Genomic DNA, 12,922 nt, shown 5'->3' on the forward strand with positions numbered 1-12,922 from the left:
ACCAAGCTCGAGGCGTTCGCCGTCACCGTGCCCATCGAGGCACCGATGCGCCACTCCTACGGGTACACCAGGCATGCACGCGCGCGGTTCGGCACGCCACACTTTCCTACTTCTATGCTTCGCTTATAGGTGCTGGGCCCCGCCGTCGATGCAGGGGTCATAACCTCGGCCCTGCGGCCCGCCGGATCACCCACGTCGTGCCCGAGAGGCCGGTCAATTCAGCATCAGACGTCGTGGAGAGCGGCCATTTGCCAGGTTCCGTACCAGAATGACCGTGGCACACTGTTTTGCGTGGTTGCAATGCCCAGGCTGTTGTCCGCTCGGTACAGGTTGATCGATCCCATCGGCGCGAACGTCTGGCGGGCGCACGACGAGGCGCTGCGGCGCCGGGTCGCCGTCACGCTGCTCGAGCCGAACTCCGGCAACGCGGAGCGGCTGCGGCCCGCGGTGCTGGTGAACCATCCCAGCATCGCCGCGGTCTACGACTCGGGCGAGGACGGCGGCACGCTGTACGTGGTGAGCGAGCTCGTCGAGGGGACGCCGCTCGCGGCGCGGCTCGTGCAGGGTCCGCTGCCGTGGCGCGGCGCGCTCGAGATCTGCGCCCACGTCGCCGCGGGGCTGTCCGCCGCCCACGCGCGCGGCCTGGTGCACGGCGCCGTGACGCCCGCGAACATCGTGCTCACCGAGTCCGGCGTGAAGCTCGTCGACCTCGGCACCGCCGAACGCCTCGCCAAGACATCCGCCTACCTGCCGCCCGAGCGGCGCCCAGGCCCGCCCTCCGACGTGTACGCGCTCGGCGTCGTCCTCGCCGCCGCGCTGACCGGCCGTCCACCGCAGCGGCCGGCCCGCCACGGCGCGGAGCCGCCACCGCTGCCGCTGGTGCCGCGGATGCCCCTGGAGGTCGCGGCGCTCTACCAGCACTGCCTCGCCCCCGACCCGGCCGCGCGCCCGTCCGCGGCAGCGCTCGCGCACCGGCTGGCGACCCTCGCCGGCATCCGGGTGGGCGCCATCGACGTGCACGGCCTGCCGGACGAGCCGCCGACCGTGGCCGACACGCGCGAGCTGACGACCGCGTCGGTACTGGCCAGGCTGGACCGGCACGGCAAGCCGGTGCGCGAGCGCCGGCCGGCCCGGATGGCGGCGGTCGCCGTCGCCGCGCTCGCGGTCCTCGCCGTGGGGTTCGCCGGCGTCGTCACGGCATTCGGCCTGCTGCACCCTTCCGGCAACGCGACCTGGACAGCCGGCTCCGCCACCCCGGCCGGCTCCGCCACCCCGGCCGGGCCCGCCGCGCCGTCATCAGATCCCGGCTCGGCGGGCTTCGGCCCGGCACCTGCGGGGGCCGCGTGCACGGTGTCGTACCGGGTGAAAGAGTCGTGGCAGGGCGGCGCGACGATCTCGCTGACAGTCGCCAACACCAGCCGAGCCGACCTGCCCGAGTGGGCGCTGACGTTCGACGCCGCCGGGCAGGTGCAGACCGGCAGCGCCTGGAACGGAGACTGGCAGCAGCAGGGCTCCCGCGTCACGGTGATGGGCCTGCCCGGGCACGCGGACCTGGCGGCCGGCCAGTCGGTGACGGACGTCGGCGCCACGGTGAACGGCTCGGACGCCGGCCGCGTCCCGGACGAATTCGCGCTGAACGGCACGCACTGCGACGTTGCCACACAACCGTAACGACGCGCGCCACCGCCCAATGGCATACGGAAACAACGACGCCTACCCCGTCTCGGCCAACGGTTCAGCGACCCCCATCCACCACAGCCGGCGATCCTTGCCGAGGGCGCCGCTCGTCGCGAGCCTGCGCTTCTCAACGACGACACCGTAGAGGTCGTCACCGCGCCATTGATAGAGCCGCCGAGTGGCTGCAGGCGTTCCTCGCCCACCTCGGCCAACCGCTCGGCATTCTTGTCTGACTCGCGCGGTCTCCCGCATTCGCGATGTCCGCCGATCAGCCGCGCCGGGCTGGCGAGCGGCCAACTTCCGCACAGGCCGGAACGAACGGCAAGTCGCCGCGACGGGCCGCCCCGCGTTTGCCGGTAATCGGACAGATCGTTCCCATGGCACGGCTTGGAACGCGTACCAGTTCGAGGGTGCCGCTCCGGCGCCCACGATGGAGGACCGATGAACATTCGCGGCAAGCTGCTCAGCGTAGCGGTGGCTGCCGTCGCCGCCGCGGCGACGATCCTGGTGACACCGTCCGCCGCCCACGCCACCAATCCGTTCACCTGCTTCATCCAGACCGCGGACGGCCACTACGTCACCGCGGTCGGCGGTGGCGGCCGGACCACGGACGTCATGCACACCAACGCCACCGTCCCCAGCACCTGGGAGCGTTTCACGATGGTCCCGATGGGTGACCTCTTCTCCCACTTCGCCCTACGCACCTGGTCGGGCAACTACGTGACGGCCGTCAACAGTGGCGGCCTGAGTAGCAGCACGGTTCCTGACGTCCTGCATACCGACGCAACTCGGATCGGCACCTGGGAGCAGTTCTCCACCGTCACGCTCGCCAGCGGCGGGGTCGGTATCCGGGTGTGGGACAACCACTTCCTGGCCGCTCTCAACGGCGGCAACCGCACCTCACGCGCCTTCGACTCCAACCGTACGAACTTGATCCTGCCCGACACCACCTTCCGCTTCACCTGCAACGTCTGACCGTAACCGGCGACCCTCGCCGAGTTCGGTGAAACCCGCGAGCGCGCGGGCGGCCTCCTGTGCGCCGCCCGCGCGCCTGGCCAGCTCCCGCGACGGTACGAACGACGAACTGGACCGTCGGGGTCGCTGCGACGGCGGAGTTCAGACCACCGTCAGCTCGAGGTCCAGCAGGTTCGCCACCGCGCGCAGCTCATCGACCCGGTGGCCGGTGCCCAGTGCCCAGTGGTGGCCGATGCCGGAGGCGGACCAGGCGTCGGTCCACTCCCCGGGGTTGACGCCGAAGTCCACCCGGCTCGTCGTGTTGCCGATCTTGAGCAGCGGACCGTCCACGACCTCGCCCTGGCTGGCGACGAGCTTGAGGGTGCCGTCGCGCAGCTGCGCGATGCCGAGCGCGGTCACCGGGCCGTGCGCCACGTCGAACTCCACCGAGACACCCCAGCCGCGCTTGCCGTGGTACGTCCCGAGGCCGCGCAACAGCGGACGCTTGTCACTGATCGCCAGGTGGGCCGGGCCGTCGTGGCCCATCTCGACGTGGCCGCGGTCGAAGTCCAGCGCCTGCAACTCGGTGAACGAGCCGCCCGCCCCGAGCCGATCCATGATGAGCATCGCAACGCTGGTGCGCAGCTCGTACTCGCCGGCGGCCGGGATCCCCCGGGCGGTGAGCAGCGAGGAGCCGAGAATCATGCCGGCGCCGAGCCGCTCGTGCAGTTCCCCGGCCAGGCCCCGGTGGTAGTACGCGAGGCTGTCCAGCGAGAATTCGGTCACCAGCCGGTCCAGGCCGGCGGCCACGGTGGCGCCCCAGCGGAGGTCGTCGTCGTTGACCGACTCGTCCAGGTCGAAGATCGCCCGGGCCCGCTCCAGCAGGTTGTCGATCTCGTCGGGCGTCACCGCGTTGACGCGCTCCCGTAGGTCGTCGAACTCCAGCACCTCGACGTGCCCACCGATGCGGGCCGGCAGCAGGGTCAGGTCCGTCGACACGTCGAGCATGCCCGGGTACAGGTGGCCCATGAGCCCGAACCGGCCCGTGCGCAGCGTGCGGGCCACCCCGGCCGCCCGGACCCAGCGCTCGGCCTTCGCCCAGGCGCGCTCCTCGTCGAGGTGGCCGGAGATCGAGCGGAAGCCGATGCCGGCGCGCAGGAAGGTGTTGCCGATCTCCGGCACGGGGCACGCCCCGCAGTACGCGAGCCACTTGCCGGTGTCGAACGTGTCGTGGTCCATGCTGGCGCTCGGCTGCAGGTTGAGCACCACCATGGGGGCGCCGGCCCGCTGCGCCACCGGCAGCACCATGGACGACGTCAGGTATGTAGGGACGAAGTAGAACACCAGGTCACACCCGGCGGCTCGGAGCCTGTCGCCGGCCGGGCCGGCCTGCGTGGCCTCGTCGACGAAGCCCGCATCGACGAGCTCGGCGCCGAAGCCGGCCAGCCGCTCGGCGACTCTGCGGGTGCAGGCCAGCACCTGGTCGTAGAGGCCGGGGAACTGCGGCCAGTACGCGGCAAGGCCGCCGGCGACCAAGCCGACGCGCGGCGGCCGGGGGGCCACGCGCTGCAACTGAGGTGTCATGCGCATGGCGTCAGTTCCAGCCCATCGCCGTGCCGCCGACCCGCTCGGCGCGGATCGTGTCGCCGTACCCGCTGCGCAGATACGCCGCCACCGGGTCGGGGTCGAGGCCCTGGTCGGCACGCATCTCGGCGAGCAACGGGCGCACATCTGTGTTGAACGCGTCCATGAGCACGTCTTGCGCCGCGAGCACGTTGCCCTCGCGCTGTGCCACCGCCAGCGCGTCGGCGTCGACCAGCAGCGCCTTGGCCGTGGCCTCCTGCACGTTCATCACGCTGCGGATCTGCGCCGGGATCTTCTCCTCGAGGTTGTGGCACTGGTCGAGCATGAAGGCCACGCCTGCGCCGGCGTTGGCCGACGGCTCCAGGCCGCCGCCGCGTGCCACCTCGAGCATGATCCGGAACAGCTGGAACGGGTCGGCCGCCCCGACGATGAGGTCGTCGTCGGCGTAGAAGCGGCTGTTGAAGTGGAACCCGCCGAGCTTGCCGGCCCGCAGCAGCGCCATGACGAGAAACTCGATGTTCGTGCCCGGCGCGTGGTGGCCGGTATCCACGAGCACCTGGGCCCGCTCGCCCAGCCGCAGGCAGTGCAGCAGCGAGGTGCCCCAGTCCGGCACGTCCGTAGCGTAGAACGCCGGCTCGAAGAATTTGTACTCCAGCAGCATCCGCGTTCCGGCCGGCAGCGCCCCGTACACCTCGGACAGCGCCTCCTCCAGGCGGCCCTGCCGGGCGGCGAGGTCGTCCTGGCCGGGATAGTTGGTGCCGTCGGCGAACCAGAGCGACAGGATCGTCGACCCGGTCTGCTCCATCACGTCGATGCACTCCAACAGGTGCTCGACCGCCTTGCGGCGCACCCGCCGGTCCGGGTTGCAGACGCTGCCGAGCCTGTAGTCGTCGTCGCCGAAGGTGTTCGGGTTGATCGCCCCGATCCGCAGCCCGACCTCGTCGGCGGCCTTGGCCAAGTCTCGGTAGTCGTCGGCCTTGTCCCACGGAATGTGCAGCGCGACGCTCGGCGCCGCTGCGGTGAAGGCGTGCACCTGCGCGGCGTCGGCCAGCTTCTCGTACGGGCTGCGCGGCACGCCGGGCTGCCCGAACACCTTGAAGCGGGTCCCCGAGTTGCCGTACGCCCACGACGGCGTCTCGATCTTCAGCCGCCCGACGGCTTGCTTCAACTGTCCGCTGTCCATGTCAATCCTTCCGGTCTGTGCTGTCTGTCTCCTCGGCCCGGGCGTCGCGCAGGGCGCGCAGGTATCCATCGCCGTGCTGCTCGTCGGGCTCGAGGTAACTGCCCTCGGTCCACTCGTTCCAGGCGTTGATGGTGACCACGCGCGGTCCGCCGCGTCCGGCCACAAAGGACAGTGCGTCGCGCATGGCCGCGCCGAACCGCTCGGGCGTGTTCCCCGTCATGACCGACGTGAACGGGTACCCGCGATCGCCGTCCAGCGGCCAGGCGACGGTGCGCGGGCTGGGGTCCCAGCCGACCGTCACGTTCGGCAGGTACGCCCCCGGCAGCAGCTCCGACATCCGCCGCCACTCGTCACGCGCCTCGGCGTGCACGTCCTCGTAGGGCACCGTGGGGAACCGCTTGAACGCCGAACCGGTGTGATGCCACCAGGTGTAGTGTGTGGCGCTGTCGAGGCCCAGCTCGGCGACGAGCCGCTCGGGTTCTCGGATGCCGAAGTTGACGGTGCCGCCCAGGTGCAACCCCGCGAGCCCGGCCGCCCGCGCCCGTTCGCGGAACGCGTCCAGCAGCCGGGCGGTGCGCGCCACGTCTCCCATGCCCTTGATCAGGCTGGGGAGGTCATAGATTGAGAAGTACGGCAGCCCACCCAGCCGCCAGTACGACGGGTGGGTCAGGTAGTTCTCAAGCACGTGCGCAAACGCGCGCTCCGCGTGGTAGCGGGTGTTCGGCCCGGGCAGCATCACGGTCGGGGCCGGCTCGCACGCCGGATAGAGGTCGGTCCAATCGTGGTTGGCCCACATGAGCGCGAACCGGAACTCGTCCAGCCGCTGCGCCTGCAGCAGGCCGCGGTCGAGGAATCCGTTGAGGAACGGTGCGTTGTCGTACCAGTACCAGTCGACGATGAACCCGTTCACCCCATGCTCCAGGGCCCGGTCGACGATGGCAGTGGCCTGCACCGGATCGCTTTCGTCAAACTCCCCGTACAGCGGCTTTTTCGGTTGTACGTGCCCGGGAAAGCGTGGCTCGCAGCCGCGCAGCACGTCCCACTCGGTCCAGCCTGGGCCGAACATCGCGTCGTTGCGCGGGTCGATATGCCATTGCGGGAAGTAGTAGGCCATCACCTGAGTCGGGCCGGTCTGCGCCGCGGGTGCGGTCGCACGCGCGGGCGCCGGACGACGCAGCGGGAAGGCGTCGGCCTCCCGGGATGGATCGATGGGCAGGGTCACGCTGGTGCCTCCTCAGCTGCGGCGGTCTCCGGACCGCCCGCCTGCTTGTGCATCCGGCCGCAGCACGCCGATGTGTGGGCGAATCACGCACAAGGCGTTCTTTCCTGCGGAAGTTCAAGGGGTTCCACGGTGAACCAGCGCACTGGGCCCAGCAGCCCGATCGGCGGTCGTGGGCGTCCCCGGTCGAATCGGTTGTCGCCCGCGGCACGTGCCAGGCTGGTGCAGATCGTGACGGTCAGCGAGTTCTCGCCAGTGCTCAGCACGTCCGGCGAGAGGGCGAACTCGTACGGCGGGCAGATGCGAACGCCGGCGTGCGAGCCGTTCACCGTCACGTCGGCCACCTCGTGGACCGCGCCGAGGGCCAGGACGATCGTCCGCGGTATCTCGGTGAGGGTGAAGTCGCAGTCGTACCGAATGGCTCCGGAGAATCGCGAGAGGTCTTCGAGATTGGACAGCTCGCTCAGGGAGTTCCCTCGGGCGTGCTCGGTGAACGGTCCGGCTGGAAGCGAGGACAGGCTCACCGTCCAGGACGGCACGGGGATGTCGAGCAGAGTCCGATGTCCCCGCGGCGGGCCCGCCTCGCGGTCACGTGCGAACGGATCGACGCTGATGAGGCACGACTCGGTCGGGCCGAGGTCGAGCGACATGCGCGACCCTCCGGGCTCGGGCAGCGTCGGTAGGTGTCGTTCGGTGCCCTCGAACAGGTCGATCACGGTCGTGGACCCCGCGGCCGGGAGGCGCAGTTCGGTGTGGACCTCGCCGGCCGGGCTCTCGTTCACGCAGAAGAAGCTGTGAACCTCGTCCTTCACGTAGTGGTACACCCGCAAATGCGGTTCCCGCGAGCCGGCAGAGACGGCCACGACTCCAATCGTGCGCAGCGCCTGCGCCACCTCCGGCAGGGCAACCGCAGGGACGGCGAGCCGCCGGCTCGATCCCACGACGCGAGGGGACTCGCCCGCCACGACAACCGCAAGCCCTTCCCGGCTGAGGTTCTCCAGCAGCGTGGCCGCCTCCGGCACGATCGCGGTCGACCCTGGGATGACGAGGGCCGGGTAGGTCTCGGTCCCGACGTGGAGCCGGCCCGCCTGGACCGACGCCCGGCCCAGGTCGCCCAGGGGGACCACATCGGCATCGAGTTGATCCTCCGCGAGCGCCCGGATAACGCGCTCGAAACCCATCGCGTCACCCGCCCATTCCGCCTCGGCGTGGTAGAGCACCGCTGCCGGCGAGACGTGGCGTCCGCCCGAGAGTGCCGCGCACAGCTTCTGGGCGTAGTCCACCCAGATCCGGAAGTACGGCCATTGCGGATTCAAGCCGCCGTTGAAGAAGTGCGGCGGGCAGTCCGGGTCGAACGGGCGTGGCGAGAAGGCGTGCGGAACGAAGAAGTTGATTCCTCGGACGCACAGGTGATCGGTGAGCCATTTCATGAGAGGAAGCCCCAGCTGCCACCCGTACGCGCCGAACGCCTCGCAGAGTGCGATGCCGGACGAAGCGGGGTCGAGATGCGCCGCCGAGCTGGCGAGCTTCGCGAGTCCCCAGTAGAAGAACTCGTTGTCGAGATGGCCGAAGGCCGACGCGCTGCGGCCGTCGACCTCGCCGGGGAAGATCTGACCGACGACGTCGATGCCGGGCGCCGACTGGCTGCGGATCGCCCGGAAATAGTGTCCCGGCCCGTATCCGAGCCGCGCATGGGCGCCGTTGTCCTCGATGAGGTGCCCGATGAGTCCGACGCCGTGCGCATGGCACCACTCGCCCAGCTCGCCGAGATAGTCGGCGAACGACCAGCTGGCCGCGTCCATGAACGCATATCGTGTCAGAGCCGTCGCATCGCCGTCTCCGTCGAACCACAGCAGCGGCAGCGCAGCCGGTCCAGCGACGCGAGGTGAGTCGAGAAACCGGGTGAGCAGTGCGTCGCTGTACGGGAGCGCGGCCTCATGATTGCCGGTCGGCCCGCGCGGCGACGCATAGGGAAACTCCATCCAGCGCGCCCCCAGCCGCGCCGCGTAGCTCGGAGCGTTCCCGAACCTCGGCTCGTCCTGGAAGAAGCCCAGAATGGTCTGCCCGAACTCGGCCCGGAAACGGGCGAGATGGGGCTCGTGGACCAGTTCGATGTAGGCGCGTGCAGAACGGGGATCAACCGGATTCAGATAGTCCGAGGTCTCCGCCTCTCCCCCGCGATCGGTCGAGACGACGATGTGGATCCGCCACCGGCCGTTGGGGACGGCCCATTCGACCAAACCATCCGCCACCAGCGCCGTAACGTCCTCCAGCGACGACTCATCGACCCTGTGGTCGTCGACACGCCGGGCGGTGACCACGGTGATCAGCGATTCGCCCTCATCCAGCCACGCACCGACGTTGAAGGCGCGACGCTCGAGCGGACCGGTCACGTCGATGTGCCGCTCAACCAGGAACCGCTTCAGCAGTTCCGGCCGTTCCGCCGGGACCCGGCCGCCGGCGTGACCACTGGGAAATCGCCCGTCATCGAAGATCCAGAACCTCAGACCCAGCGACCGGGCCAGTTCCACAACCGTCGCGAGGTCCGCCCACCACCCAGGTCCGAGGTAGTCGGGATGCGGCCGGGGCTCGAGAACGAACGACCTGATGCCGCAGTTGGCGATCTCCGTCAGTTCGCGAGCGATCGTCTCCCGGTCCTCGCCGTGATGCCACACCAGCGGGGCGACGAAATTCCCCTCCGCCACCACACTCCGCCACTGGAAACCCTTGCGGCGTTCCATCGACGCGCCTCCTCCGCTCATCTCGACCGCCGTGATCGTCACGGCTCGGGATCACGATTTGACGGCACCGGCGAGTCCTTCCACGAACGTCTTCTGCAGGCAGACGAAGACAATGATGATCGGGATCAGCGAGATGAAGGCTCCGGCGGCCAGGCCGGTCCAATCGGTTGTGTACTGGCCGTAGAAGCTGTACATCCCGACGCCGAGCGTGCGTAGCCGAGTGTCGCCGAGGGTGAAGACCAGCGGGACGAAGAACGCGTTCCAGGCCGAGATGAACACGAAGAGCGTGACACTGCCCAGCACCGGTCTTGACAGCGGCAGCATCACCGACCAGAACGTCCGCCAGAATCCTGCGCCGTCGATCTGGGCCGCGTCCTCCAGTTCCTGCGGGATGCCGGCGAAATAGCCCATGAACAGCAGGATCTGGATCACATGGGTCGGCCCGGCCTGGGCCAGCACCGCGCCGATCAGGCCTTTGGACAGCCCGAGTGAGGTGATCAGCTCGAACACCGGGATGATCGTGTAGCCGTGCGGGATGAACATGGTTGCCACCAGGACGCCCACGATCACCTTCCGGCCGGGGACGTTGCCGCGGCCGAGGGCGTATCCGGCGGTCGCCGAGACCAGCAGGACCAGGATCACCACCGCTACCGAGAAGGTGACCGTGTTGATCGTATACTCGCCGAATCTGGCCACGTTCCAGGCCCGGACGAAGTTGTCCAGCGTCGGTTTGTCCGGGATGATCGACAACCCGCCGAGCAGCATTTCACGCTGGGACTTGAAGGACGCCGAGACGACCCACACGAACGGGTACACCCACAGCGCGCAGAGCGGAACGAGCAGCAGGTGCCAGAGGTTGATCCGGTGCCGCGCCCACCAGCGAGTGGTGGAATCGGCAACCGACCGCGGCGGTGGCGCGACGGCGGCCGGCTGGGTCGGCCCGGCCTCGGCCGGACGCGATCGGGGGCTGTTGCCGGTGGCGGTCACGAGTGCGTCCCCCTCCCGTAGAGGCGGCGCAGCCACGGCGCCTGGACCAACGTGATCAGCAGGGTGAACACGCCGAACACGATGCCGGCCGCACAGGCGTAGCCGTAGCGTGGAACGGCGGCCTCAGCGGAGCTGCCCGGCTCGAACGCGTACCGGTAGATGTAGGTCCCGACGACGTCGGTGCTGAAGTTGGGACCGGCGCGGGTGGTGGCCTGGACCAGGTCGAACGGGTTCATGCTGCCCTGGAAGGTGAGCAGCACGATCACCGTGCCGATCGGTACCAGCAGGGGCAGCGTGATGTGGACCAGCGTCCGCCAGCCGCGAGCGCCGTCGATGCGGGCCGCCTCGTAGATCTCGGCCGGGATGGTCTGTAGTGCGGCGAGCCAGTAGATGAGCGAGATGCCGAACCCCTTCCAGACGTCGATGGCCAGCAGGGTCGGCAGCGCGAGGTGCTCGCTGCTGAGGAAGTCGACCGGGCCGATGCCGATCGTGCCGAGTGCCTCGCTGGCTACGCCCCCGTTGGGATCGAGGATGATCCCCCAGACGATGCCGACGATGGCAGTGGTGGTGACCACTGGGACGAACAGCAACAGCCGGTAGAGGGTCCGGCCCCGCAGTCGCGGGTTGTTCAGCAGCATCGCCATCACCAGTGCCAGCGGCAGCTGCACGAAGATCGCCACCACCGAGAAGATCAGGCTGTTCTTGAACGCGTTCCAGAACCGCGGGTTGGTGACGACGTCCACGAAGTTGTCCCAGCCGACGAAGTCGGTGGCCGCGGAGATGCCGTCCCAGTTGAAGAACGCGTAGTACCAGCTCGCGATCATCGGCCAGGCGGTGAACAGGCAGAACAGCACCAGCGTGGGCAGCAGGAACAGGTAGTGGCCGCGGTGCGCCCAGATCCGCTGCCGCAGCCGCCTCCTGTTGGTGCGCCGCCGACCGGTCCGGCCCCGGGGCTGAACCTGTGTGTGGGTGGATGCGGTCGTCATCGGCCGGCCGGGGTCCAGTCCTTCAGCAGGTCCCAGTCCGCGTAGGTGAAGTCGGCGGCCGAAATCTTCTTGCCGGCGTCGTTGAGCTTGGCGAATTCGGTGCTCCAGAATGCCTCGACCTTCTGCTGCTGGTCCTTCGCCAGCGCGTCGATCGGCTGGTTCCGGGAGATTGCCTGGGACGCCAGGCTGGCGAAGACGAAGTCCGGGTTCCCGCTGAAGTCGATCATCGCCTGGCGAACCGCGGCCGAACCGACCACCGTCGGGTCGGGTATGCGCTTGATCGTGGCGGACAGCACGTCCACCATTTGCGACTCCTGCGCCGACAGTGTCGACTTGCCTTTCCAGGCCGAGGTGACCGCGGTGAAGCTCCGGAAGGTCTCGAAGTAGGCCCGCTGGAACTCCTCCGAGACGAGGAAGTTCATCAGCTTCCAGGCCGCCTCGGGGTTCTTGGACTGGCTGGACATCGACCAGATCGGCGAGAACGAGTAGGGCTGGCCCGCGTAGCCGACCCGGCCGGTGTCCGGGACCGGGGCCGGCGCGACGCCGAAGTCGAGGTCCGGGCTCAGCTTCTTGATCTCGTTCACCTGATAGCACGAGCCAAGAAACATCGCCGTGGTGCCCTTGGCGAACTCGGTGTACGCCCGGGTCGGCTCCCAGGTCTGCCAGCCCGGCTCGACCACGCCGTCGGCGTGCAGCTTGCGGTAGAACTCGACCGACCGGAGCAGGCCCGGATCGGTGTAGGCGACCTTGCCGGTCCGCAGGTCCCACGACGTGCCCCAGATGGACGAGGGAGCGGCCTGGTTGATGAGCATGCTGACGTCCGCGGCCGGACGGCCCAGGGCGGTGGTGAACGCGTAGCCGTAGTACTTGCCCTTGCCCTTGGCGCTGATCGCGCGGGCTACCTGGTCCAGCTCGGAGATCGTCGCCGGTGGCTTGGTGGCACCGACCTCGGCCAGGCCGCTCTTGCTCCACAGCAGCAGGTTGGCCGACGACCAGTTACCGGCGACCAGCGGCAGCGACAACAACTTCCCGTCGCGGTGCAGCCCGGACGTACGCGGATCGAGGTTGGCCGCACCGAGCCGGTCGGCGACCTTGTCCTTGTCGGCGTACGCCGTCAGGTCGGCGGCCCAGCCCTGGGAGTTGAACGAGTCGAGGGCCGCGCCCTGGGCGCGGTAGACGTCGGGCGGGTTGCCCTGCTTGAACATCAGCTGGACCGCGTTGACCTGCTGGGCGGCCGGGTTCTCGATCACCTCGACGGTGATCCCGGTCTGCTCGGTGAACTTGTCGAACTGGGTGCGGTAGAACGCCGACGCGCCGGTCGGGTCCGGGATGAGCGCGATCCGGATGGTCGGTCCGGAGCCGCTCTTGCTGCCGCCACCGACCAGGGTGCAGCCACCGGTGAGCGCGGCGATGCCGGCGGCCGCGCCGCCGAGCAGGGTGCGGCGGGTCAGGGTGGGAACGCGAGATGGAGGCGATGAACCGGTCATGGTGAGACTCCACAGGGGGTGTTGATGTTGGGGCAGGTCCTGAAACCCAGGGCGGCGGGGTGTGGCGGATGGTTGCGTGCCGTTGAGGCGGCCCGGAAGGAGTG

At 69.3% G+C, this 12,922-nt stretch carries 9 protein-coding genes; 2 read left to right on the forward strand and 7 right to left on the reverse strand.

What is annotated here, in order from left to right:
• Window positions 1-330 precede the first annotated feature (330 nt).
• Together ACQPY0_RS33920 and ACQPY0_RS33925 are read left to right on the forward strand one after the other, a co-directional pair.
• Entirely contained in the window at window positions 331-1,671 is a 1,341-nt protein-coding gene (locus ACQPY0_RS33920) for a serine/threonine-protein kinase (RefSeq protein ID WP_432969798.1), read from the forward strand.
• 447 nt (window positions 1,672-2,118) lie between these two features.
• Window positions 2,119-2,652 carry a fascin domain-containing protein gene (locus tag ACQPY0_RS33925; protein ID WP_432969801.1) on the forward strand — a complete coding sequence of 178 codons (534 nt, stop codon included), beginning with the start codon at window positions 2,119-2,121 and terminating at the stop codon, window positions 2,650-2,652.
• 141 nt (window positions 2,653-2,793) lie between these two features.
• Here the strand turns inward: ACQPY0_RS33925 and ACQPY0_RS33930 are convergent, their stop codons facing one another.
• From ACQPY0_RS33930 to ACQPY0_RS33960, 7 genes are all read right to left on the reverse strand, one after another.
• Complete coding sequence (locus ACQPY0_RS33930) at window positions 2,794-4,215, reverse strand: arabinose isomerase (RefSeq protein ID WP_432969804.1); 1,422 nt, start codon at window positions 4,213-4,215, stop codon at window positions 2,794-2,796.
• 10 nt (window positions 4,216-4,225) lie between these two features.
• Window positions 4,226-5,398, reverse strand: a complete 1,173-nt coding sequence (rhaI, locus tag ACQPY0_RS33935) for an L-rhamnose isomerase (RefSeq protein WP_432969806.1) — start codon at window positions 5,396-5,398, stop codon at window positions 4,226-4,228.
• A 1-nt stretch (window position 5,399) separates the two neighbouring features.
• Window positions 5,400-6,620, reverse strand: coding sequence for a glycosyltransferase WbsX family protein (locus tag ACQPY0_RS33940; protein WP_432969809.1), 1,221 nt, complete (start codon window positions 6,618-6,620; stop codon window positions 5,400-5,402).
• 83 nt (window positions 6,621-6,703) lie between these two features.
• Window positions 6,704-9,400, reverse strand: coding sequence for a hypothetical protein (locus tag ACQPY0_RS33945; protein ID WP_432969812.1), 2,697 nt, complete (start codon window positions 9,398-9,400; stop codon window positions 6,704-6,706).
• Window positions 9,401-9,409: 9 nt separating this feature from the next.
• On the reverse strand, window positions 9,410-10,345 hold the full coding sequence (locus ACQPY0_RS33950; RefSeq protein ID WP_432969815.1) for a carbohydrate ABC transporter permease: 936 nt from the start codon (window positions 10,343-10,345) through the stop codon (window positions 9,410-9,412).
• The gene (locus ACQPY0_RS33955; protein WP_432969818.1) at window positions 10,342-11,331 is read right to left on the reverse strand and encodes a carbohydrate ABC transporter permease; all 990 of its coding nucleotides are present in this window, start codon (window positions 11,329-11,331) and stop codon (window positions 10,342-10,344) included. Before ACQPY0_RS33955 ends, ACQPY0_RS33950 begins: the two co-directional genes overlap by 4 nt.
• Window positions 11,328-12,818, reverse strand: coding sequence for an ABC transporter substrate-binding protein (locus tag ACQPY0_RS33960; RefSeq protein WP_432969821.1), 1,491 nt, complete (start codon window positions 12,816-12,818; stop codon window positions 11,328-11,330). The genes ACQPY0_RS33955 and ACQPY0_RS33960 overlap by 4 nt, the downstream gene beginning before the upstream one ends.
• Window positions 12,819-12,922 lie beyond the last annotated feature (104 nt).

The organism is Dactylosporangium sp. CA-233914, from assembly GCF_050942935.1.
In the GTDB taxonomy this organism is placed as follows: Bacteria; Actinomycetota; Actinomycetes; order Mycobacteriales; family Micromonosporaceae; genus Dactylosporangium.